Here is a 22,856-nt window from a genome sequence, read left to right as displayed (position 1 = left end):
TCACGAGCATGAACGGCAAGGTTGTCGCACTGTGGCGAAATAGCCGCAAAAACCCTGTGAAAGCAGTGGAAAGCGCACCTCCCAGTCAACGAACATGACAATCCATCCATTTTTCAGTTGCAAAAGCCGGCACCTGTTTGCAGTAATTTGCGCAACACGGCGCGGAGGAACCGCGCGGACACCACTTGCGGGAGGGAACATCATGGACATCCGATTCAAGCTGCGCCGCGCGGCGCTGATGGGCGGAACGGGGCTGGCGCTGATGATCGCCGCCGGAGCCGCCCAGGCTCAAACCACGCCGGCCGCCGCCCAGACCACCGAACCCGACACCGTCGAGGAGATCACCGTCACCGGCATCCGCCGCGGGATCGAAGGCGCCATCTCGCTGAAGAAGGACTCGACCTCGATCGTCGAGGCCGTCTCGGCCGAAGACATCGGCAAGCTGCCCGACGTGTCGATCGCCGAGTCGATCGCCCGCCTGCCCGGCCTGACCGCCCAGCGCCTCGACGGCCGCGGCCAGGTGATCTCGATCCGCGGCCTGGCCCCGGACTTCACCACCGCCCTGCTGAACGGCCGCGAGCAGGTCTCGACCGGCGACAACCGCGGCGTCGAGTTCGACCAGTATCCGTCGGAACTGCTGAGCGGCGTGGTCATCTACAAGACCCCCGACGCCTCGCTGCTGGGCCAGGGCCTGGCCGGCACCGCCGACATGCGCACCATCCGCCCGCTGAAGTTCGGCAAGCGCGCCTTCGCCGTCGGCGCCCGCTACGAGTGGAACGACATCGGCGCGCTGAACCCGGGCTCGTCGGCCCACGGCAACCGCTTCAACATCTCCTACATCGACCAGTTCATGGACGGTAAGCTGGGCGTCGCCATCGGCTACGCACACATGGAGTCGCCCTACCAGGCCCAGCGCTTCAACGCCTGGGGCTATCCCACCGACGGCGCCGGCAACCTGGTGCTCGGCGGCGCGCGGGTCACCGCCATGTCGAGCAAGCTGAAGCGCGACGGCGTGATGGCCACGGTCGAGTTCGCCCCGACCGACACCTTCACCAGCACGCTCGACGTCTTCTATTCGAAGTTCGAGAACCACCAGCTGGTGCGCGGCATGGAGATCCCGCTGGCCTGGGGCGGCGGCGCCACCGACGCCAACGGCACGCGTCCCGGTCCCGCCATCAGCGGGACCACCGCCTCGGGCGGCATGATCACCAACGCTACCTATTCCAACGTCAAGCCGGTGATCCGCAACGACGGCAACGACCGCGACGCCGACATCTGGTCGCTGGGCTGGAACAACCGCTGGAGCGTCGGCGACAGCTGGACCATCGACACCGACCTCTCCTGGTCGAAGGTCGAGCGCACCGACATGATCCTGGAGACCTACGCCGGCACCGGCCGCAACACCCTGGGCGCGCTAGACACCGTCAGCTTCTCGATGAGCGACCACGGGGCGAGCTTCAAGAACGCCCTGAACTACGGCGATCCGGCGGTGACCAAGCTGACCAGCTCGCAAGGCTGGGGCGGCGACGTCGTCACGGGCGGCCAGGACGGCTACCTGAACATGCCGACCATCGAGGACGAGCTGAAGGCCGCCCGCTTCTCGGCCAAGCGCGACCTGAACCCCGATAGCGGCCTGTCCAGCATCACCTTCGGCGTCAACTACAGCGAACGCACCAAGGGCCTCGTGAACGACGAATGGTTCCTGAGCGTCGTCGGCGCCCCGGCCAGCGTCACGATCCCGTCGAGCGCCATCCTGGGCGTCACCTCGCTGGGCTTCGCCGGCCTGTCGGGCGTCGTCGCCTACGACCCGTTCTCGCTGCTCAACAACGGGACCTACACCAAGATCCGCAACCCGAACGCCGACGTCCTGGTCAAGAGCTGGGAAGTCGAGGAGAAGGTCACGGTCGGCTACCTGATGGCCAACATCGAGACCGAGGTCGGCGGCCACGCCCTGACCGGCAACTTCGGCTTCCAGGTGGTCAACACCGACCAGAGCTCCAACGCCCTGGGCGCCAGCGGCACCGGCACGGCAACCCAGCAGACCCAGCTGTCGGGCGGCACGAGCTATGTCGACTTCCTGCCCAGCGTGAACCTGCAGCTGCGCCTGCCCAACGAGCAGGTGATCCGCTTCGCCGCGGCCCGCACCCTGGCCCGTCCGCGGATGGACCAGATGCGCGCCAGCACCAACTACAGCTACAACTCGGCGCTCGCGACCAGCACCAGCCTGGCCAACTCGCCCTGGAGCGGCAGCGGCGGCAACCCTGAGCTGGAGCCGTGGCGCGCCAACGCCATCGACGTCTCCTACGAGAAGTATTTCGGCCGCCAGGCCTATGTCTCGCTGGCCGCCTTCTACAAGGACCTGAAGACCTACGTGTACGACGCCAGCGTCCTGCACGACTTCACCGGCTATCCGATCGGCGCCAACCCCGAGCCGGTGCTGCGCCAGGGCTACATCACCATCCCGCAGAACGGCCAGGGCGGCTCGATCAAGGGCCTGGAGTTCACGGTCTCGATGCCGGGCTCGCTGATCCACCCCGTCCTCGAGGGCTTCGGCGCGATCTTCAGCGCCTCGCGCACCGAGAGCGAGATCCAGTACAGCCTGAGCGACCCGTCGATCCCGATCCCGGGCCTGTCGAAGACCGTCGGCAACCTGACCGTCTACTATGAGAAGGGCGGCTTCTCGGCCCGTCTCAGCGAGCGCTACCGCTCGAAGTTCCTGGGCGAGGTCTCCGGCTTCGGCAACGGCCGCACCTACCGGATGGTCAAGGAAGAGACCGTGCTCGACAGCCAGATCGGCTACTCGTTCGAGAACGGCCCGCTGAAGGGCCTGTCGCTGACGGCCCAGGTCAACAACCTGACCAACGAGCCCTTCGTCACCTACCAGAACGGCGATGAGCGCCAGATCATCGACTACCAGGAGTACGGCCGCACCTACCTCGTCGGTGTCGCCTACAAGTTCTAAGGCGCGCACTTCCCCCGCGTCCTCGCGCCCCCGTCGGCTTCCTGCGACGACGGGGGTTTTCTTTTTTCAGGAGACCGCGACGATGCGCAGCCGCCTCGCAAGAAGGCGGGCGCGGGTCGCGCCAGGGAGCACGCCATGAACGCAGGACCGATCCGCAACCTGGTCATCGTCGGCGGCGGCACGGCCGGCTGGATGAGCGCGGCCCTGCTGGTCCGGGCCCTGGGCCCTTCCGCCAAGATCACGCTGGTGGAGTCCGAGGAGATCGGCACGGTCGGGGTCGGCGAGGCCTCGATCCCGCAGCTGCGGTTCTTCAACGCCTTCATCGGCCTGGACGAAGACGCCTTCCTGCGGGCGACGCAGGGGACCATCAAGCTGGGCATCGAGTTCGTCGACTGGCTGCGCCCCGGCCACCGCTACATGCACGCCTTCGGCCAAGTCGGACGCTCGCTGGGCACCACGCCCTTCCACCACTGGTGGCTGGACGCCCGCCGGCGCGGAACCGCCGGCGAGGACTTCTGGGCCTGGTCGGCCAACGCCCTGGCCGCCCGCGCCGGGCGCTTCGCCCGCGTCGCTCCCGAGAGCGGCGAGCCGCTGAACTGGGCCTTCCACTTCGACGCCGTGCTCTACGCCCGCCATCTGCGCGGCCATGCCGAAGCCCAAGGCGTGCAGCGGGTCGAGGGCCGGGTGGTCGGGGTCGACCAGGACTCCGACAGCGGCTTCGTGCGGGCCGTGACCCTGAAGGACGGCCGCCGGGTGGAGGGCGAACTCTTCATCGACTGCTCGGGCTTCCGGGGCCTGCTGATCGAGGAGGCGCTGAAGACCGGCTACGAGGACTGGTCGCGCTGGCTGCCGATGGACAGCGCCTGGGCCGTCCCCAGCCGCGACGCCGCCCCGCCGGTTCCCTACACCCGCGCCTGGGCCCGCGACGCCGGCTGGCAGTGGCGCATCCCCCTGCAGCACCGCACCGGCAACGGTCACGTCTTCTCCAGCGCCTGGACCGACAAGGAGACGGCCCGCCAGGTGCTGATGGACAATCTGGAGGGCGAACCGCTGGCGCAGCCGCGCCTGCTGACCTTCGTCACCGGCCGCCGCAAGGCGTTCTGGAACCGCAACGTCGTGGCCCTGGGCCTGGCGTCGGGCTTCATGGAGCCGCTGGAGTCGACCAGCATCCACCTGGTGCAATCGGGCCTGGCGCGCCTGCTGGCGCTGTTCCCCGACAAGGGCTTCGACCCGGCCCTGATCGCCGAGTTCAACCGCCAGACCGGCGACGAATACGCCCGCATCCGCGACTTTCTCGTCTTGCACTACAAGGCCACCGAGCGCGACGACACGCCGTTCTGGGCCAGCCGCAAGGCGATGGAGATCCCAGGCAGCCTGGCCGACCGCCTGTCGCTGTTCACCGGCCCCGGCCGGGTGTTCAGCCACGAGGACGACCTCTTCAAGGAAACCAGCTGGGTGCAGGTGCTGCTGGGCCAGGGCCTGACGCCGACCGCCGCCCACCCGATGACGGCGGCGGTTGCGGACGCCCGCGTCGACGACTGGCTGGCCGACCTGGCCCACGCCGCCGCCCGCACGGCGAACGCCCTGCCGACCCACGCGGCCTTCCTGGCCGGCGCCGTCCGCGCGGAGGCGGAGACGCGCGCGGCGGAGTGATCGCCGACGCGCGAGACCAACTTTTCGGAGAGAAGGCCGAAAGGCCAAGCTTGAAGTTGCGCGCTCACGCCTTTTCGTCCACGGCTGCCCGCCGAAGGAGGCGGCCATGCGCTGGATAAGAACCCTGATCGAAAGGCTCGCCGGACCGGGCGTCCAAACGACGCCTCGGCCTCTGCTGGACCCTCCGGCCAACAAGGCCTCGCTACAAGAGGCCATTCCCGTCGCCTTTGACCAGGCGAACGCCGAAGAAGCCCTCGCGATCCTGCGCGCCGCCGCGCCCAACGACGTCGCCAATCTGGGCGCGAAGCAAAGCTGGTATTTCCTCTCCACCCAAGGCGACCGGCGCGACCGCGGCCGACGCCTCTTGCGCCAGCATCCTGAAATCGCCTGGCTGATAGCATTCGACCCGAACGGCTACCTGCGCCAGGCCGCGCTCCAATGCCTGAACCGTCCGCCGGCGGCGGCCTTCGAATTCCTGGCCATCGCCATCCGACTCAACGACTGGGTCCCGGAGGTGCGTCAGGCGGCCCAGGCCGCCGCCGAGCGCCTTTTGCCCCTGGCCCCGCCCGAGGCCGTGGCCAGCGCCGCGCACTACCTGCTGCAGCGACGCCACTCGTGGAGCCGGTGGACGAGCGAGGCCGCCGTGCTGGACGCCGCCCTGGCTCGTCCCGACGTGATCCAGCACCTGGCGGGCGAACTTGAGGCCATGACCTCAGGCCCCGGCCGCGCCGTCCTGCAAGCGATCCTGCGGTTTCCGGCCGTGGACGCTCACCTGCCGGCCCTCGCCGCGAGCGCCTCCATGCCGGCGGTCCGGGCCGTGGCGCTGGAGACCCTGGTGTTCGGCCGCGCCCGCTGGCCCGTCGGCTATGGCTGGAAGTGGATCGACAAGGCCTACGGCCTACGGCGACGCGTGATGCTGACCAAGGAACGTCCGCTGGAAGCCCACGATGTGGACGCCTTGATCCGCGCGGCCGTACGCGATCGCTTCGCGCTCGTCCGCAAGGTCGCCGTGGATGGCCTTTACGCCCGGCGCGCTGAAATGCCCGACGCCGCCGACATCGCCCGTTCTCTGCTGGACGACCGCAGCGGCGCGGTGCGCGATCGCGCCGACTTCCTGCTGCGGAACCTCTGAGGCCGCGTCAGCCGACCGGCTTCTTGGCCATCAGGTCGGAGATCTTGAGGATCGCCGGGCCGAGGATGACGATGAACAGCACCGGCAGGAAGAACACGATCATCGGCACGGTCAGCTTCGGCGGCAGGCTGGCGGCCTTCTTCTCGGCGGCCGACAGGCGCAGTTCGCGGTTTTCCTTGGCCATGACGCGCAGGGCCGCGCCCAGCGGCGTGCCGTAGCGCTCGGCCTGGATCATGGCCGTAGCCACCGACTTGATGCCCGGGTGGTTGGTCCGGCGGGCCAAGCCCTCGTAGGCCAGGCGGCGGTCGGGCAGGTAGGAGAGCTCGGCGGTGAGCAGGGAAAGCTCCTCGGCCAGCTCCATCGAGCTGGAGCCGACCTCGTTGCCGACCTTCTGGATCGCCGCCTCGATCGACATGCCGCTCTCGACGCAGATCAGCAGCAGGTCGAGGGCGTCGGGGAAGGCCGAGACGATCGACTCGCGGCGCTTCTGGGCGACGTTCTGGATGTAGAGGTTGGGCGCGTAGTAGCCGATGGTCAGGGCGCCCACGCACAGGGCCAGCTTCTGCATGGTCTGCAGGCCGAAGCCGTTGATGCCGAACAGGTAGGTCGCCGCCAGCAGGGCGAAGGCGAACGGCATCACGAAGCGGAAGAAGTAGAAGGTCGACACCGGCTTGGGACCGCGGAAGCCGGCCTGGGCCAGCTTGTCGACGACCTTGGGATCTTCCAGCAGCTTGGACAGCTGCAGCCGGTCGACGATGGTCTTGTACATCCCCTCGTCGGTGTGGCGCAGCGTGCCGCCGCCGGCGGCGCCCTTGTTGGCCAGGGCCGCGCGCGAGCGGCGGCGCAGCTCCTCGCGGCGGTTGGCCACCGACTTCAGCCGGCTTTCCAGCCCGCTGCTGTTCATCACCGGCGCGGCCAGGGTGATGATGGTGGCGAACACGACCAGCGCGACGAAGGCGGTCAGCAGGTTCGAGGGGTCGGTCAGCATCGCGGCCATGCGTCGTCCCTCCCTAGAACTTGAAGTTGATCATGCGGCGCATGATGAAGATGCCCATGCTCATCCAGATCGCGGCCCCCAGCAGCATCAGCCGCCCGCGGGTGTCGGTGAACAGGGTGGTCATGTAGTCCGGCGCGATGACGGTGATCAGCACCATCACGCCCGGCGGCAGGCAGCCGATGATGAAGGCCGAGGCCACGGCTTCAGCGGAAAGCGCCTTGATCTTCTCGGTCATCAGCTTGCGGGCGCGCAGCACGGTCGACAGGTTGCCCAGCGCCTCGGCCAGGTTGCCGCCGGTCTTCTGCTGGATGTTCAGCACGATGGCGAAGAACCGCACTTCCGAGGTCGGCATCCGCTCGTAGAGGCGCTCCAGGGCGGTGTCGATCGGCATGCCCATGCCGATGTTCTCGGTCAGCATCCGGAATTCGCCGGCCAGGGGCTCGGGGCATTCCTTGCCGATGATCTTCAGACAGTCGTGCACCGGCAGGCCCGACTTGATGCCGCGGACGATGATGTCGACGGCGTCGGCGAAGGCCTCGGTGAATTTCTTGGTGCGCTTGGCGGCCAGGAACCCGACCACCCAGCGCGGCAGGCCGAAGCCGGCGGCGAAACCACCGCCCAGGGCCACCAGCGGGATCTTCTGCACGATCAGCAGCACCAGCATGACCATCAGGCCAAGGACGCCGGAAATGATCCAGAACATCTTGACGTTCTCGCCCAGGCCCGCGGCGCGCAGGCGGGCGGCGATCGTCAGGGTGGCCTTCTTCTGCTTCTTGTCCTGTTCCTTGAGCGTCTTGAGGATCTGCTTGCGGCGGGCGTCGGGGGTGTTGGCCGCGACCTTGGCCCGCGCAGCGGCCTGGCGCTCGCCGCCGCCGACGATCACCTGGGCGCGCTTGGCGGCCTTGGCGCCGCCGCTTTCGCCGCCGCCCGTCAGCACGAAGCCCAGGCCCGCGATGGTGATGAAGCCGAGGACGGCGATCAGGATGAACATGGCCGCCTCTTACTCAGCCGCGTCCAGCGCTTCGGCCAGCTCGCGCTCGAGGCCGTAGTAGCGGGCGCGGTCCCAGAAGCGCGGCCGGGCGATGCCGGTCGAGCGGTGCTTGCCCAGCACCTTGCCGTGCTCGTCCTCGCCGGTGATCTCGTAGACGAAGAGGTCCTGGGTGACGATCACGTCGCCTTCCAGCCCGACCACCTCGGTGACGTGGGTGATGCGGCGCGAGCCGTCGCGCAGACGGGCGGCCTGGATGATGACGTCGACCGAACCGACGATCATCTCCTTGATGGTCTTGGAGGGCAGGCCGTAGCCGCCCATGGTGATCATGCTCTCGACGCGGCTGATGGCTTCGCGCGGGCTGTTGGCGTGCAGCGTGCCCATCGAGCCGTCGTGGCCGGTGTTCATGGCCTGGAGGAGGTCGAACGCCTCCGGGCCGCGGACTTCGCCGACGATGATCCGCTCGGGACGCATCCGCAGACAGTTCTTGACCAGATCGCGCATCGTCACCGCGCCCTGGCCTTCCAGGTTCGGCGGACGGGTTTCCAGGCGCACCACGTGCGGCTGCTGCAGCTGCAGTTCGGCCGCGTCCTCGCAGGTCACGACCCGCTCGGTAGGGTCGATGAAGGCGGTCATGGTGTTGAGCAGGGTCGTCTTGCCCGAGCCGGTGCCGCCCGAGATGATGACGTTGCAGCGGCAGGCGCCGATGACGCCCAGGACGCGCGCGCCCTCGGCGCTGATGGAGGCGAACTCCACCAGGTTCTTCATCGTCAGCTTGTCCTTCTTGAACTTCCGGATGGTCAGGGTGGGACCATCCAGCGCCAAGGGGGGCGCGATGACGTTGACGCGGCTGCCGTCGGGAAGGCGGGCGTCGCAGATCGGCGAGCTTTCGTCGACCCGGCGGCCGACCTGGCTGACGATCCGCTGGCAGATGTTCATCAGCTGCAGATTGTCGCGGAAGCGGACATTGGTCAGCTGCACCTTGCCGGAGACTTCGATGAACACCCGGTGCGCGCCGTTGACCATGATGTCGGCGATGTCGTCGCGGGCCAGAAGGGGTTCGAGCGGACCGTAGCCGAGGACGTCGTTGATGATGTCCTGGACCAGGTGCTCCTGCTCGGAGACCGACATCGAGACGTTCTTGATCGCCACCAGCTCGGCGACAATGTCGCGGATCTCCTCGGCGGCCTGCTTCTGGTCGAGCTGGGCCAGCTGGGAGAGGTCGATGGTGTTGAGCAGGGCGTTGAAGATCGTCGTCTTCGTGGCGTGGTAGTAGTCGCTCTGCTCACGGACGATGTTGGCGGTCTGGTTGGCCGCGCCCTGGGCGGCGCGCAGCTGCTCCAGGCCTTGCGTGGGCTTGGGCGCGGGCGCCGAGGCCTTGGGGGCGGGCGGCGGCGCGGTCGGTTCGACGCGCTGCGGGCGCGTGGCGATGGCCGCGCCGCCCGTGGGGGCGGGCGGCGGCGCCTGACGCTCGGTGACGGTGGCCTGATCGCGCTTGCCGAACATTCGCCCCTACTTCTTCTTGAACAGGCCCGACAGGATGGACGCCGACCTGGCCGCCGGCGGCGCCTCGCGGCGGCTGATCAGCCGCGCCAGGTGGTCGATGCCCTCGGCCGCCTTCGACTTCGGAGCCACCTCGGCGACCATCTGACCGTTGTTGGCGGCCTGGCCGAACAGCTTGGGATCGAACGGCAACACCAGCGACGGGGTCACGCCCAGGGCCTCGCCGAAATCCTTGACCGGGATCTCGGGACGGCCGGCCACGCCCACCTGGTTCAGCACCAGGCGCGGCGGCGCGTCGTTGGGACGGGCCTGGCGCACCAGGTCGACGATGTTCTTGGCGTTGCGCAGGCTGGCCAGGTCCGGCGTGGCGACGATGACGAGATCGTCGCTGCCCACCAGCACCCGGCGGGTCCACGGGGCCCAGCTGTGCGGCAGGTCCAGCACCACGAACGGGGCGGCGCCGCGCATCTTCTGCGTCACCTCCTCGTAGGCGTCGGCGCCGATGTCGTAGTCCTGCTCCAGCGTCGCCGGGGCGGCCAGCAGCGACAGGCGGTCGCCGCAGCGGACCATCATGCGGTCCATCAGCACCGGGTCCAGGCGCTCGGGCTGGCTCAGCGCGTCGAGCACGCCCTGCAGCGGGTCCTGGTTGAAGTCGAGGCCGGCCGTGCCGAACGGCAGGTCGAGGTCGACGATCACCGTCGCGGCCTCGACGCGCTCGGCCATCGACCAGGCGAAGTTGTGGGCGAGGGTCGAGGCGCCCACCCCGCCCTTGGCGCCGACGAAGGCCACCTGGCGGCCGACGAACGGAGCGGAAGGATCGGCATACAGCGCGGACACCGCGCGGATCACGTGCAGGGGGCTCTGCGGCTGGGTCAGGTATTCGCTGACCCCGCGGCGCATCAGCTCGCGATAGAGGGCGATGTCGTTGGTCTGGCCGATGACCACGACCTTGGTGCCGGGGTCGCAGACCTGGGCCAGGCCGTCCAGCAGGGCCAGCATGCGCTGGGCCGAGTCCATGGTCTCGACCAGCACCAGCGAGGGCGTCGGCTGGTTCTGATAGAAGTCGACGGCCGCTTCCAGGCCGCCGGAGCGGGCGGTGACGCTGGCGCGGGCCATGCGGCGGTCGGCGGCGGCGGCCTCGATGATCGCCAGGGTCTCGGCCCGCACGCCGAAGGCGTGGATGGCGATGCGCGGCACGCTGGCCTCGCCGGTGGTGGCGTCGGCGCCGGGCAGGATGTCCTCGGCGGGCGGCGCGGACCAGGTCTGGACCTGGGGCGCGGCCTGCGGGCGGGCGATATCCAGAGACGCGACCTGGGCGACCGGAGCGGCCGGGGCGGCGGCGAAGGCGGCCGCGGCCGCGGGCGCCAGTTCGGCGAACGGGTTGGACGGCGCGACGGGCGGAGCGGCCTCCACACGCGGACGGGCCGGCGGGAAGTCGGCGAACGGATCGGCGCCGAGGGCGGTCGAGGCGGCGGCGTAGGCAGCCGTAGGGGCGCCTGAGGGCGCGGCCATGGGCGCGGCGGGGGCGGCCCGCCACGGATCGCCGGCGGCCGGCGAGGCGAACTCGTCGTCGGCCTCGAAGCCCAGGTCGAAGGGGTCGTGGTCGCGAGTCGTCACTTCACCGCCTCCGAAACGACCCCGGACGCCTGGGGCTCACGAACCGACGAGGTCTTCTCGCCCTTGCGATACTTGTCGAACACGGTGTCGCGGCGGCCGGCGTCGACCGGGGCGGTCGGCCGCGGCCCGAGCAGGTCCTGCGGATTGGCCACCTGGGCGGCGATGTTGGCCGTGATGGCGCAGCCGAAGTTGCCGTAGACGTCGTTCTTGCGGGTGGCCGTCAGGTTTTCCCAGTTCTGGCCGCACAGGGGCGTGCTCACCGTGTGGCGCAGATAGCCCACGCGCAGCACCGGGCTCTTGTCGCCGGCGGCGTCGTAGCTGGTCACGCGGATGTCGGCGTCGCCGGTCCCAGCCGCGGTCAGGCGGGCGCGGGCGGCCGAGACCATCCGATCGACGGCCCGGAGGTCGCGGCCGCCGGCCGGCGCGCCGATGACGATCTCGCGGGCTTCGGCCTGGATCCCGCGCAGGGCCAGGGCGTCGAGCGCCTCGGCCTGGCGTTGCGACAGGCCTTCGGCGTGGATGGCCAGCAGGATCTCGTCCGGCGCGGAGTCGACGCGCACGCGGTCTTCCCACTGCTGGGTCTCGGTCGTCGCCGGCGGCGGCGCGATCGGCGCGGCGTCGGCGCGCGCCTCGTTCATGGCCGAGGCGCAACCCGACAGGGCGGTGAGCACGGCCAGGCCCGCGACGGTCGCGGCCAGGCGCTGGAGGTTGCATCGCGTCATGGCCGCGTCCCTATTCGATGACATAGCCGACAGGCCCCTGATAGCTGCGGTTGGCGTTGGCGCCGGCCGGCGCGTTGACCACCGTGTTCAGCCGCCCGAGCAGCACCGTGCCCATGTCGCCCGCCAGCCGCAGGCCGTCGGCCGGCGTCTGCAGGTCGGCCGGCTTGGTCGGATCGACGATGTAGGGCGTGACCAGGATCACCAGTTCGGTCTCGCCGTTCAGATAGTCGCGCGACCGGAACAGGCCGCCGAGGATCGGCAGGCTCTTCAGCCCCGGCAGGGCGTCGATGTTTTCCTTGCTCTGCTGCTGCAGCAGGCCGGCGATCATCAGCGAGCCGCCCGACGGCAGCTCGACCGTGGTCTCGGCGCGGCGCACGCTGAGGCCGGGCACCACGACGGTCGAGGTGCCGGAAGTCAGGCTGTAGGCGCCGACGCTGGTCAGTTCGGAAACCTCGGTCGACAGCTTCAGCGAGATGCGGCCGCCCGACAGCACCACCGGCGTGTAGCCCAGGCTGACGCCGTAGGGCTTGAACTGCAGGGTGACCTTGCCGGTCTCCGACATGTCGACGGGCACCGGGAATTCGCCGCCGACCAGGAAGCGGCCGGCCTCGCCCGACACCGCCGTCAGGTTCGGCTCGCTCAGCGTGCGCACCAGGCCCACGCGCTCGAGCGCCTGCACGCTGGCCGTGGCGCTGTTGTTGCTGCCGCCGATGGTGGCGCCGATCGTGCCGCCGCCCTGCAGGCCGTTGTTGATCGCGTACTTGGGCTCGAAGCCGATCGAGAAGTTGTTGCTGCCCAGCTGGTTCAGCGCGGCCGAGACGTTGACGCCCAGCTGCTTGACGATGTTGCGCTGGACCTCGATGACCCGGACCTTCAGCGTCACCTGGTCCTTACCGGCGACCGACAGCAGGTTGACCACTTGGTCGGGCTTGGAGACGAACTGGGCGGCGATCTGCGAGGCGGTGTTGGCCTCGGCGGCGTTGGCGACCATGCCGGTCAGGATCAGGCTGTCGCGGACCGCCTGCACCTCGATGCGCGAGGCGGGCAGCACCTTGCGCAGGGTGTCCTGCAGCGTGCTGGAGTCCTCGTCGACGCGGATGGCCAGCGACAGCAGCCGGCGGCCGGCCGCGTCGAAGAACACAGCGTCGGTCGTGCCCTTGCCCAGGCCCAGCACATAGATGCGGCGCGGGTTGCGCAGCACGGCGTCGGCCACCTGCGGGTTGGTCACCAAGAGGTCGCGCACGTCGGACGGCAGCTCGATGATCGCCGACTTGCCGCGCGGCAGGTTCAGCGTGCGGGCGCCCGGACCGGCGGTCAGGTCGATGCGCAGCACCTGGTCGGCGACCGGCGCCGGCGCGTAGTCGGGAACGGCCGCGACGGGGCGCGAGACGGCGCGGGCCGGGCGATAGACCCGGTCGCCGGCCGGCGGGCCGTCGGCCCAGGCCGCCACGGGGGCCATAGCGGGCGCCAGGGCCGTCAGGACGGCGAGAGAAACGGAAGCGAACCGGCGGATCATTGGCGCACCGCGATGCTAGAAGTCTGTCCGCCGCGATTGATGCGGATGACCGTGGAGTCCTGGGTGGGCGCGGCGACGCCGGACGGGCCGCCCAGGTCGGTGTAGGCGCGCAGCGCCAGGGTGACGGGACCCGACGCCTTGGCGCGGGTCAGGGCCTCGGCCTCGGCCGGGCGCACCTCGAGGGTGGCGGTGGCCGCGACGATGGTCTTGGCGTCCTTGTCGGCCGTGGTCGATTGGTCCAGGGCCAGGACGCGGATGTTCTGAAGCACGGTCTCGGCCATCACCTGCTTGCCAGAGCTGGCGCCTTCGGTGTTCGGCGCGTCGCGGGTCTGCAGCACGTCGACCCGGTCGCCGGGCAGGATGAAGCCGCCGGCGGCGGTCTCGGAGGTGACCGGCACGGCCATGGCGCGGGCGCCGGGCGAGAGCACGACGGACAGGTAGCCGCCCTCGCCGCCGCGGACGATCTTGCGCGGCACGATGGGCTCGCCGGCCAGCAGCGGGTCGCGGACGATCGCGCCTTCGACGGCCGCTTCGGGAGCCGCCCCACCCAGGCCGGTGGCGTCGCCGACGGTCTTGACCGCCTTGGCCGCGCCGTTGGCGGGTTCGACCGGAGCCGCGCCGTTGGTGATGTAGACGGGGCTGACGGCGTCGGCCGGCCAGGCCTTCCACTCGACGTCGTCATGGCCCAGGCGCGCGCCGATCGACAGGTCGCGCTTGGCGACCAGGACCAGGGTCATGGGCTTGGCGTCGAGGCCGGGAGCGGGGGCCGAGGCGACAGCGGCGGCCTTGGCGGGCTTGCCGCCGACGGCCTTCTGCATCAGCACGGCCAGGCCGATCGCCGAGACGGCGGCCACCAGGACGATGATGATTCTGACGGGATTCATGCGCGGGCGGGGCTCTGGTCGGCGAGGCGGGCTGCGGGCGTCGCGGCCTTCAGGCCAGCGGACGCTTGGATCGACAGCCGTTCTGGCCGCATCCCAGACTGGGGCGCCCATGGTTAACAGCCGCTAAAGGACCCGCCCTCCAAAGGGCTTCCCGGCCGCGACAGCCTGACGCGGCCGCCGAACGCGGCGCGCGCCGAAATTAGTTGAGGATCGCCAGGCCGATCGCGCTTTGCGGGAGAGCGGCCAGGGCGCCGACCGCGATGGCCACGCCGTAGGGCACGTCGCCCTTCTTGTCGCCGAGACGACGCACCCAGGCCGGGCTGCCGGCGATGATCGGCTCCAGCCATCCCGAGCGCAGGCTCATCAGGCCGAAGGTCAGGGCGCCGCCGGCCAGGGCCGTGATCAGCAGGAACGAAGGCAGGCCCGTGACGCCCATCCACAGGGCGCAGGCGGCCAGGAACTTGGCGTCGCCGCCGCCCACCCAGCGCAGGGCGAACATCAGCATGCCGACCAGCAGCAGGCCGAAGCCCACCGCCAGGCACAGGCCCGCCGTGGTCCAGCCCACGCCGCCCAGCAGCGCCGCGAACGGGAAAGCGCCCAGCAGGGCCAGCGAGATCCAGTTGGGGATGGTGTAGCTGGTGACGTCCTTCAGGCCGGCGACCACCGCCAGGCCCGCGAAGACGATCAGGGGAAGAAAGGACAGGGTCTGCATCTGCAATTCCGGACGGCTGCTGAACCAACCCTACCCCACGGCCAATGAAGCAATGGTTTCCGAGCGGCGCCGAAACGAAGCCGAAGACTTCGCCAGAGATCGCGAAAGCAGAGCCCGAAAAAGACAAGGGCCGCGTCCCTTGCGAGGACGCGGCCCAAGTTCTGAAGCTCGGCGCTGTCGCTTTTACTGCGCGACGGCTCTGAGCTGGGTCTCGGCTTGGCCGAAGGCCCCGGCGATGGCCGGAACCAGGAGCTGGACGGCGGCCAGGACGACGACGCTGATCAAGGCGGCGATGAGGCCGTATTCGATCGAGGTCGCGCCCCGGCTGTCCTTCAGGAAGCGTTCGCAGAACACAACCATCGGTCGCCTCTCCATCAACAGCTGGCTATTAGCCGGCCGCCGCGGTGTTCAGCTCGGTGGTGGCCTTACCGAAGGCGCTCGACAGAGCCGGACGCAGGGTGGTGAACGCGGTCACGATGACGACGGCGATCAGGGCGATGATGAGGCCGTATTCGATGGCCGTGGCGCCCGACTCGTCCTTCAGGAAGCGCGTGACAAACTTCGACATGACTTGATCTCCTGCTGAGAAAAACTTGGCTGGGTCAGCAAGCCGCTGCGACTTGTTCACCCCCGAAAACACGATCAATTTCGCCAACCTCGCTTAATCGACAGTAAACAACAGAACTTTTCTGCGATTTTTCTTTTGGTTTATTTAATTTTACCATTATCAACTCTTAACCAAGTCGGTTTTGGAGCGTCGCAACCGCCTTATTTCTAAGGACTTTTGAACAGTCCAGTTTGTCGCAGGCAAGCAGTCCTTAGTCTTTTATTGACCATTCTTCCGCAAAGTCATGGGCGTTGAATTTGCTCCGACAGGACCGCCATGCGCCGCCTCTCGCTCGCCATCGTCGCTTTCTTCAGCCTCTGCGCGGCCGCCGCCGCGGCTCAGGCTGCTACTCCGGCGCCCTCGCCGGCCGCGCCTCGCACCCTTTCGGTGGCCGCCGGCCAGGCGACCACCTTGCCGCTGAACGGCTCGGCCCGCGAGATCGTGGTCGGCGACCCGCAGATCGCCGACGTCAGCGTGGTCAACGACCGCACGCTGGTGATCCTGGGCAAGCGCGTGGGCGTGACCACCGTGTTCGCCTTCGACGCCCAGGGCCGCGCCCTGGCCGGCGGCCAGGTGCTGGTCACCGAGGTCTCGGCCGACGCCGTCACCGTCCAGCGCGGCGCCAACGCCTCGACCTACGCCTGCGACGGTCGCTGCACCGTCCTGACCTCGACCACCAGCGCCCCGGCGGCCGGCCAGCCCTAAAGCCGCCGCCCTCGCCCGCGTACATACGCGGGCGCGCGCATCTTCCTGATCAGATCCCGCCGCCCCGCGATTAGGAGGCGGTTAGGGAGCGTGGGCTAAGGTCGCCCGGTATCAGCCACGGACCTTCGCATGGGGACTCCGCCCTTATCGTTCCGAGCCCGCCTGCGGCTCGCCGCCCGCCGCCTGCGCATGGGTCGCGCGGCCGCCCTGGCGCGCGACGAAGGCGGCGCGACGGCGGTCGAGTTCGCCCTGCTGATGATCCCGTTCCTGCTGCTGTTCTTCGGCCTGATCGAGCTGGGGCTGATCTTCTTCGCCGGCGTGACCCTGGAGAACGCGGTCATCGACACCAGCCGCGAGATCCGCACCGGCCAGGTGCAGGTCGCCAGCGGCACCGCCAGCAGCTTCAAGAGCGCGGTCTGCACGCGCATGACCTGGCTGGAGGGCCCCTGCGCCTCGGCCCTGCGCGTCGACGTTCGCACGGTCAGCACCTTCGCCTCGGCCAGCAGCCTGACGACCCCGACCACCACCTGCTGGGATCCCGGCGGCCCGGCCTCGCTGGTCGTGGTGCGCGCCTATTACGCCTGGCCGGTGATCACGCCGCTGCTGCAGAGCGCCCTGTCGACCAACAGCCAGGGCAAGCGCACGCTCACCGCCGCCACCGCCTTCGTCAACGAGCCGTACAACAGCACCACGGCCAGCAGCGTGACGTGCCCCTCATGATCGCCCGCCTTCTCTCCCGCGCGCGCCTCTGGCGCGACACCCGCGGCGCCGTGGCCGTGGAGTTCGCCGTACTGGCGCCGCTGCTGATCCTCTTCTATTTCGGCATGTGCGAAGTGACCCAGGCGATGATGGCCCAGCGCCGCCTCAGCCACACCACCTCGCTGATCGGCGACATCGCGGCCCAGAACGCCACCATCACCCAGAGCCGGATCACCGACATCTTCGCGATCGGCAAGACGGTGATGTCGCCGTTCTCGTCGACGAACCTGAAGATGTGCCTGGTCAGCCTGACCTCGGACACCACCGCGGCCGCCTCCGACGGCACCCGCAAGGGCACCGTGGCCTGGACCGCCAACAGCAACGCCTCGGACTGCCCCAAGGCCAACGCCAGCGTCACCGTCTCGGACGGCGTGCTGCCCAAGAGCAGCAGCGTCATCATGAGCACGGCCAGCTACACCTACGCCTCGCCGACCTCGATGCTGATCTCCAAGAGCATCACCTTCAAGCGCACCTTCTACCTGCGGCCGCGCAAGTCCGACTCGGTGACCTGGGCGACCTCCTAGGGCGCTAGATCTCCGCCGCCAGGGCCGCGACGCGCGGGTCCTCGCCCAGCGCGCGGCCGTCCAGCCGCCGCAGCGGCCGCACACCCGTCAGGCTGTTGGTCAGGAACACAGCCCGCGCCGAGGCCAGCGCCTCGGGCCCCACGGCGACCTCGACCACCGAAAGGCCCATGGCGCGCGCGGCGGCCATCACCCGCCCCCGCGCCAGGCCGGCCAGCACGCCGCAGGCCAGGGCGGGCGTCGCCAGGGTCTCGCCGTCCAGCCAGAACAGGTTGCCGGCCGAGGCGCAGGCCAGCTCGCCCCGATTGTTCAGCATCAGGGCCTCGTCCGCTCCCGCTGCCCGGGCCTCGGCGCGGGCCAGCACGTTGTCGAGATAGGCCAGGGTCTTCAGCCGCGAGGCCGGCGAGCCCTCGTTGCGGCGGACCGTGGCGATCACCGCCGACGCCGGCGCACCGGCCGGCGGCGCGGCGGCGCATGAGGCGAACAGCCGCAAGGCCGGCGCCTCGGGCCGATCCAGCCCCCGCCCGCCCGAGCCGGCCGTCAGGGTCAGGCGCACGGCGGCGCGGCCTTCGGCCAGACCCGCCTCGGCGGGGGCGGCCTCGATCAAGGCGCGGGCCGCCGCGCGATCCGGCGGCGGCAGGCCCAGGGCCTCGCAACCGGCGGCCATGCGATCGAGGTGGGCCTCGACTTGACGGACCGCCCCGTCCACCGCCAGCAGGGTCTCGAACAGGCCGTCGCCCAGCAGCAGGCCCCTGTCACTTAAATGAACGGCGCTCAAAGGAACGGCGTCGATGGTCATGCCCCCTCCCCGGTCAGCGCCCGGCGCAGGGCGTCGATCTTGGCCTCGGTCTCCAGCCGCTCGGCCAGCGGGTCGCTGTCGGCGACGATGCCGGCGCCGGCCTTGGCTTCCAGCCGCCAGCCCTCGGCGTCCTCGACCAGCCCCACCGACCGGATCAGCACGCTGGACTCGAACGCCCCGTCGAAGCCGGCCCAGAACAGCGAACCGCAATAGGGGCCGCGCGGCCCCTCCAGCGAGGCGATCACCTTCATGGCCTGCACCTTGGGCGCGCCGGTGATCGAGCCAGGCGGGAAGGTCGCCCGCAACAGGTCGGCGACGCCGAGGCCCGGCTTCAGCCGTCCCTCCACCGTCGAGACCAGGTGATGGACGTTGGCGTAGGTCTCGACCTTGAAGAGCTCGGGCGTGCGCACGCTGCCGGCCGGGCTGACGCGGGCCAGATCGTTGCGCATCAGGTCGACGATCATCAGGTTCTCGGCCCGGTCCTTGGCGCTGGCCAGCAGTTCGGCGGCCAGGGCGCGGTCCTGCGGCGGCGTCGCGCCGCGCGGCCGGGTGCCCTTGATCGGCCGGGTCTCGATCGCCCCGCCGCGCACCTTCAGGAACCGCTCGGGCGAGTTGGAGACCATGGCCCGGCCCGGCAGGCGCAGCCAGGCCGCGAACGGCGCCGGGCTCATACTCCGTAGACGGACGAAAAGATCGAAGGGATCGACCTGCGCCGCCAGACGACCGCGCCAGGCCCGGGCGATGTTGGCCTGGAAGATCTCGCCGGCCAGGATCCGCTCGACCACCTCGGCGACCGCCGCCTCGTAGGCGGCGGGCGGCTCGGGCTGCAGCGCCTCGCACAGCCGGCCTTCGAACGGGTCGCGGGCCGGAGCGTCCAGCCAGGCCAGGGCGGCGCGGGCCCGGCTTTCGGCCTGCGCCTTCCCCTCGCCCCGACCGACGGCGACGATGGTCCGCGCCAGGTGGTCGAAGGCCAGCAGGGCCGGATAGCGGGCGCAGACTAGGTCGGGCCAGTCCCCGCGCGCCAGATCCAGAGCCTCGATCCGATCGCCCAGTTCGTAGGACGCAAGGCCCACCACCCCGCCCTGGAACGGCGGGCCTTCCGGATCGGCGGGCAGCGGTGGGCCGACCAGGGCGGCCAGGGCCTGAAAGGGATCGCGGCGATCGTCGGCCGCCAGGGTCAGGGTCTGGTCGGGATCGCGCAGCAGGTAGGACCAGCGCTCGCCCGCCCCGCCCGACAGCAGGGCGCAGGCGAAGGGCTCGTCCCGCCAGGGGGCCGCCGCCCAGAGAGGGTCGCGCCAGGGGGCGGCGATGAGGGCGACGTCGCGCATCGGCGGGTGATAGGCCCGTCCGGCTAGCGCCTCAAGCTTCCCGTCCGCCGCCGCGCACCGCGAACAGGGCGATGAAGCCCAGGGCCAGCAGGCCGACGATCGGCAGGAAGCCGGCGACCTGGCTCTTGAAGACGGAGGTCGCCGCCGCCACCAGGGCCGAGCCCAGCCACACCGTCGCCGTGCCCGAAAGGGCGTAGAGCCCGAAGAAGGCCGCCGTGCGGTCCGGCGGGGCCAGGCACACCAGCAGGGTGCGGCTCGAGGCGTACTGGGCGGTGACGCAGACGGCGATGATCAGGCCCAGCCCCACATAGAGCAGCTCCGGCGCGGTGCGGAACAGCGGCCCGTCCCACACCGCCGGTCCGGCGGGATCATAGGGAAAGACATAGAGGATGCGGTCGCGCCGCATGCCCAGGGCGCAGATCAGCGCGACGAGACAGCCCGCGATCTCGACCTGCACCGCCCGCTTGGGCCCTAGCCGGCGGTCGAGCGCCGGGGCCAGGAAGCCGCCCAGCGAGCCGACCAGGCTCAGCGACACGCCATAGACCAGCATCTCCAGCGGCCCCCAGCCCATCAGCCCGGCCGCGAACAGCCCGCCGAACACCAGAAGCGCGGTCATGCCGTCGCAATAGAGCATGCGCGCGCCCAGGAAGGTGGCCACGTCGCGATGGCCCTTGAGGTTGGCGAAGGTGTCACGCAGCAACGCCAGGCCCGCCGTCAGGCTGGCGCGGGCCGAAAGGCCGGTGCGCGGCGCGTCCGGCGTCCACAGCAGGAACGGGATCGCGCCCAGGGCCATGATCAGCGCCGACAGCGGCCCGGCCAGGCGGCTGGGCTCGTGGTTGCCGGTGGAAAGTCCCAGCAGGGGCGTCCTGGGGATCCCCGGCCAGTCCACCTGTCCCGGCAGCACGAAGCCCCACAGCATCAGCACCAACATCAGCACCGACAGGCCGTTGGACCGGAAATAGCCGAGCCCCGACAGCAGCGGCGCCTGGGCCGGGCTCGCCGCCGCGCGCGGCAGCAGGGCGTTGTTCAGCGCGTCGCCCCAGTTATAGGCCACGCCCAGCACGATCAGCGTCAGCGACGTCGCCCACAGCGGCAGTCCGCCGGCGGGCATGGCCCACCACAGCAGCACCAGCAGCGGCAGCATGGTGGTCAAGGCCAGGGTGATCAGCGGCTTGCGCGGCCCGTACTGCTCGATCGACGCGCCCAGCACCGGGGCGGTCAGGGCCACCAGCAGGCCGTAGGCGGTGGCGATCTGGGCCATGATCGCCTGGCCCCGCACCGGGTCGCCGACCAGCACGCCCGAGAAGTAGGGGGCGAAGATATAGATGGTGACCAGCACCACATAGACGTCGCGCGAGCCCTGGTGCAGCACCCAGGACAGCCCCCCTCGCGTCAGAGGCGCCTTAACCGGAGCTGATTGGGGGACGCGCGAGCCTTCACCCACGGCCGACGGCGCGCCGTCCAGGACCTCGCTCATGCCTCTCCGCCCTTCCCTGAGGGCCGTCTGACGCGACCCTGAAGCGGAGCCTGGCCCGCAAACGAGCGTTTGTCACGTCGTCACCGCGCGCAGGCGACCCGGACGGACCCCATGGGCGACCCGGAACCGCCGCGCGAAGTGCGACCGCGAACTGTAGCCGGCCGCCTGCGCCGCCTGGGCCACGCTATAGGCGTCGTGGGTCAGCAACTCCCGCGCCGCCGCCATCCGGGCCTCCAGCAGCAGTTGGCGGAACGATCCGCCTTCGGCCGCCAGCCGTCGCCGCAGGGTCGAGGCGCCCAGGCCCATGGCCCGCGCCAGGGCCTCCACCCGCCAGCTCCGCCCCGGATCCTGGCGAACGATCTCCTCGGCCCGCGTCCGGATCGTCGTGGCGAAGAGACCGGCCGCGGCCGGCGCCCGCCGCACCAGCAGCAGGATCTCGAGGATGCGGTGGCGCGCCAGGGCCGTCGCCTGGCCAGGATCGGTCAGGGCGGCGGCGGCGTGGCCGAACGCCTCGACGAGATCCGGCGTCAGGGCGATGGCCGACCTGGAAGCCCGGCGTCCGGCCCGCTCCGGTTGATCCCCCGGGCCGGCCAGGCGTCGCGCCGATCGCCGCAGCGCCTCGTCGATGGTGATGGCGACGGACTCGTAGCGCCCCGTGGCGGCGTCCGGCGCATTGACGATGTCGAAGGTCACCTCGGCCGGGATGACGAACGGAACGCCGGCCGGAATGCGCTCGCAGCGCTCGCCGGCCCAAAGCTCCTTGGCGCCGCTGAGCACGACGACGATCAGCGGATCGGAAAGACGCAGCTGGGCGATCCGCTCGCGGACGAAGCAGCAATAGCCGAACACCGCGCCGCCATCGGACCCGGCATAGTGATGCGCCCCCGCCGCGCCCCGCGACCTGAGGGCCGCCAGCCGCGCCAGCAACGCCTGGCGCAGGCTCTTGTCGGTGATCGCGGAACGGTCGAGGTCCATGGCCGAACCCTTCGACGGGTAGGTGCGGCGAGGCAAGCCGCAAAGCGAGCGTTTCGGGCTCATGGTCGAGCATCCGGGGGCCTTGCTCCGCCCGTTCGCCGGCTAGTCGATCCTCCATCCACGAGTGAGGACGACATGCGTAGAACCTGGCTGAGACTGACGACGAGCCTTTTCCTGACCCTGGGCGCTCTGGGCGCGGTTCCGGCGACGGCCGCGACACCCACACCGGCGCCGGTGCCGCTGCGCCTGTGGCGGCTGGACTGCGGCCGGATCCAGATGAACGACGCCTCGCCGCTGTCCGACACCGGCGCCTATGCCGGCCAGACGCGCCAGCTCAGCAACGGCTGCTATCTCATCCGGCACGGCGACGACTACCTGCTGTGGGACGCGGGCCTGCCGCGCGCGCTGCTGGGCAAGCCTCTCGACGACCAGCCGATCAGCGCCACGCTCGACCAGGACCTGGAAAGCCAGCTGGCCGCGATCGGCGTGCGCCCCGACCAGATCGGCCAGCTGGCGATCAGCCACTATCATTTCGACCATGTCGGACAGGCCGCCCTGTTCCCGCGCGCCACCCTGCTGATCGGCGCGGCGGACCTGGCCGCCTTGCGCGCGGGATCGCCGCCCTTCGCCGATCCCAGCCTGCTGGCGCCCTGGCTGACCGGCGGCGGCGCCGTCGATCCGATCCAGGGCGACCGCGACGTGTTCGGCGACGGATCGGTCACCATCCTGGCCGCGCCCGGCCACACGCCCGGCGAACAGGCGCTGCTGGTCCGGCTTCCCCAGACCGGGACGGTGATCCTCAGCGGCGATGTCGCCCACCTGGAGACCCAGTTGGCCCCGCGCCGCGTGCCGACCTGGAACACCGACCGCGCCGACTCCCTGGCGTCGATCGATCGCCTCGCCCTGCTGGCGACCACCCTGAAGGCGCGGATCATCGTCCAGCACGATCCCGGCGACGTGCGGAAGCTGGCCGGTTTTCCGGAGGCGTCCCGCTAG

21 protein-coding genes are annotated in these 22,856 nt (G+C 70.2%); 7 read left to right on the top strand and 14 right to left on the bottom strand.

Features of this window, described 5'->3' with window-relative positions:
- Positions 1 to 202 precede the first annotated feature (202 nt).
- The 3 genes from AC1RRS_RS20135 to AC1RRS_RS20125 all read left to right on the top strand — a co-directional run bounded on the left by AC1RRS_RS20135 (position 203) and on the right by AC1RRS_RS20125 (position 5,747).
- Positions 203 to 2,962: a TonB-dependent receptor gene (locus AC1RRS_RS20135; protein WP_492856711.1), complete on the top strand. Its 2,760-nt coding sequence runs from the start codon at positions 203 to 205 to the stop codon at positions 2,960 to 2,962.
- 135 nt (positions 2,963 to 3,097) lie between these two features.
- Complete coding sequence (locus AC1RRS_RS20130; protein ID WP_492856710.1) at positions 3,098 to 4,615, top strand: tryptophan halogenase family protein; 1,518 nt, start codon at positions 3,098 to 3,100, stop codon at positions 4,613 to 4,615.
- A gap of 106 nt (positions 4,616 to 4,721) precedes the next feature.
- Positions 4,722 to 5,747, top strand: a complete 1,026-nt coding sequence (locus AC1RRS_RS20125; protein ID WP_492856708.1) for a hypothetical protein — start codon at positions 4,722 to 4,724, stop codon at positions 5,745 to 5,747.
- Positions 5,748 to 5,754: 7 nt separating this feature from the next.
- On the opposite strand, the gene AC1RRS_RS20120 is transcribed toward AC1RRS_RS20125, so the two are convergent.
- From AC1RRS_RS20120 to AC1RRS_RS20075, 10 genes are all read right to left on the bottom strand, one after another.
- The gene (locus AC1RRS_RS20120) at positions 5,755 to 6,744 is read right to left on the bottom strand and encodes a type II secretion system F family protein (RefSeq protein ID WP_110119573.1); all 990 of its coding nucleotides are present in this window, start codon (positions 6,742 to 6,744) and stop codon (positions 5,755 to 5,757) included.
- Positions 6,745 to 6,757: 13 nt separating this feature from the next.
- Positions 6,758 to 7,735 (bottom strand): type II secretion system F family protein, encoded by a 978-nt coding sequence (locus tag AC1RRS_RS20115; protein ID WP_492856707.1) that lies wholly within the window; start codon positions 7,733 to 7,735, stop codon positions 6,758 to 6,760.
- A gap of 9 nt (positions 7,736 to 7,744) precedes the next feature.
- Positions 7,745 to 9,241 carry a TadA family conjugal transfer-associated ATPase gene (locus AC1RRS_RS20110; RefSeq protein WP_492856705.1) on the bottom strand — a complete coding sequence of 499 codons (1,497 nt, stop codon included), beginning with the start codon at positions 9,239 to 9,241 and terminating at the stop codon, positions 7,745 to 7,747.
- A 6-nt stretch (positions 9,242 to 9,247) separates the two neighbouring features.
- A complete protein-coding gene (locus AC1RRS_RS20105) occupies positions 9,248 to 10,855 on the bottom strand; it encodes a cellulose synthase operon protein YhjQ/BcsQ (protein WP_492856704.1) in 1,608 nt (535 codons plus the stop codon).
- Complete coding sequence (locus tag AC1RRS_RS20100) at positions 10,852 to 11,577, bottom strand: CpaD family pilus assembly protein (protein ID WP_492856702.1); 726 nt, start codon at positions 11,575 to 11,577, stop codon at positions 10,852 to 10,854. Before AC1RRS_RS20100 ends, AC1RRS_RS20105 begins: the two co-directional genes overlap by 4 nt.
- 10 nt (positions 11,578 to 11,587) lie before the next feature.
- A complete protein-coding gene (locus tag AC1RRS_RS20095; RefSeq protein ID WP_492856701.1) occupies positions 11,588 to 13,093 on the bottom strand; it encodes a type II and III secretion system protein family protein in 1,506 nt (501 codons plus the stop codon).
- Positions 13,090 to 13,977 carry a Flp pilus assembly protein CpaB gene (gene cpaB / locus AC1RRS_RS20090; protein ID WP_487291975.1) on the bottom strand — a complete coding sequence of 296 codons (888 nt, stop codon included), beginning with the start codon at positions 13,975 to 13,977 and terminating at the stop codon, positions 13,090 to 13,092. Before cpaB ends, AC1RRS_RS20095 begins: the two co-directional genes overlap by 4 nt.
- Positions 13,978 to 14,176: 199 nt before the next feature.
- Positions 14,177 to 14,689: an A24 family peptidase gene (locus AC1RRS_RS20085; RefSeq protein WP_110119567.1), complete on the bottom strand. Its 513-nt coding sequence runs from the start codon at positions 14,687 to 14,689 to the stop codon at positions 14,177 to 14,179.
- Between the two features lie 183 nt (positions 14,690 to 14,872).
- A complete protein-coding gene (locus tag AC1RRS_RS20080; protein ID WP_110119566.1) occupies positions 14,873 to 15,049 on the bottom strand; it encodes a Flp family type IVb pilin in 177 nt (58 codons plus the stop codon).
- A 28-nt stretch (positions 15,050 to 15,077) separates the two neighbouring features.
- Complete coding sequence (locus AC1RRS_RS20075; RefSeq protein ID WP_110119565.1) at positions 15,078 to 15,257, bottom strand: Flp family type IVb pilin; 180 nt, start codon at positions 15,255 to 15,257, stop codon at positions 15,078 to 15,080.
- Between the two features lie 315 nt (positions 15,258 to 15,572).
- Between AC1RRS_RS20075 and AC1RRS_RS20070 the strand changes: the two genes are divergently transcribed.
- From AC1RRS_RS20070 to AC1RRS_RS20060, 3 genes are all read left to right on the top strand, one after another.
- Positions 15,573 to 16,001 (top strand): pilus assembly protein N-terminal domain-containing protein, encoded by a 429-nt coding sequence (locus tag AC1RRS_RS20070; protein WP_492856698.1) that lies wholly within the window; start codon positions 15,573 to 15,575, stop codon positions 15,999 to 16,001.
- A gap of 129 nt (positions 16,002 to 16,130) precedes the next feature.
- Positions 16,131 to 16,721 (top strand): TadE/TadG family type IV pilus assembly protein, encoded by a 591-nt coding sequence (locus AC1RRS_RS20065; RefSeq protein WP_492856696.1) that lies wholly within the window; start codon positions 16,131 to 16,133, stop codon positions 16,719 to 16,721.
- Entirely contained in the window at positions 16,718 to 17,284 is a 567-nt protein-coding gene (locus tag AC1RRS_RS20060; RefSeq protein ID WP_492856694.1) for a TadE/TadG family type IV pilus assembly protein, read from the top strand. Before AC1RRS_RS20065 ends, AC1RRS_RS20060 begins: the two co-directional genes overlap by 4 nt.
- A 4-nt stretch (positions 17,285 to 17,288) precedes the next feature.
- Here AC1RRS_RS20060 and AC1RRS_RS20055 read toward each other — a convergent pair whose 3' ends face one another.
- From AC1RRS_RS20055 to AC1RRS_RS20040, 4 genes are all read right to left on the bottom strand, one after another.
- Positions 17,289 to 18,080, bottom strand: a complete 792-nt coding sequence (locus AC1RRS_RS20055; protein WP_492856693.1) for an aminotransferase class IV — start codon at positions 18,078 to 18,080, stop codon at positions 17,289 to 17,291.
- Positions 18,077 to 19,408: an aminodeoxychorismate synthase, component I gene (gene pabB, locus AC1RRS_RS20050; protein WP_492856691.1), complete on the bottom strand. Its 1,332-nt coding sequence runs from the start codon at positions 19,406 to 19,408 to the stop codon at positions 18,077 to 18,079. Before pabB ends, AC1RRS_RS20055 begins: the two co-directional genes overlap by 4 nt.
- A 31-nt stretch (positions 19,409 to 19,439) precedes the next feature.
- The gene (locus AC1RRS_RS20045; protein ID WP_492856689.1) at positions 19,440 to 20,885 is read right to left on the bottom strand and encodes an MFS transporter; all 1,446 of its coding nucleotides are present in this window, start codon (positions 20,883 to 20,885) and stop codon (positions 19,440 to 19,442) included.
- Positions 20,886 to 20,957: 72 nt separating this feature from the next.
- On the bottom strand, positions 20,958 to 21,923 hold the full coding sequence (locus tag AC1RRS_RS20040) for a helix-turn-helix transcriptional regulator (protein WP_492856688.1): 966 nt from the start codon (positions 21,921 to 21,923) through the stop codon (positions 20,958 to 20,960).
- Between the two features lie 72 nt (positions 21,924 to 21,995).
- On the opposite strand from AC1RRS_RS20040, the gene AC1RRS_RS20035 reads away from it, so the two are divergent.
- A complete protein-coding gene (locus AC1RRS_RS20035) occupies positions 21,996 to 22,856 on the top strand; it encodes an N-acyl homoserine lactonase family protein (protein WP_492856686.1) in 861 nt (286 codons plus the stop codon).

It is taken from the genome of Caulobacter sp. GW821-FHT12A07, from assembly GCF_058807655.1.
Note: the sequence above shows the minus strand (reverse complement) of the source record. Positions and strands in the feature narration are given on the sequence as shown.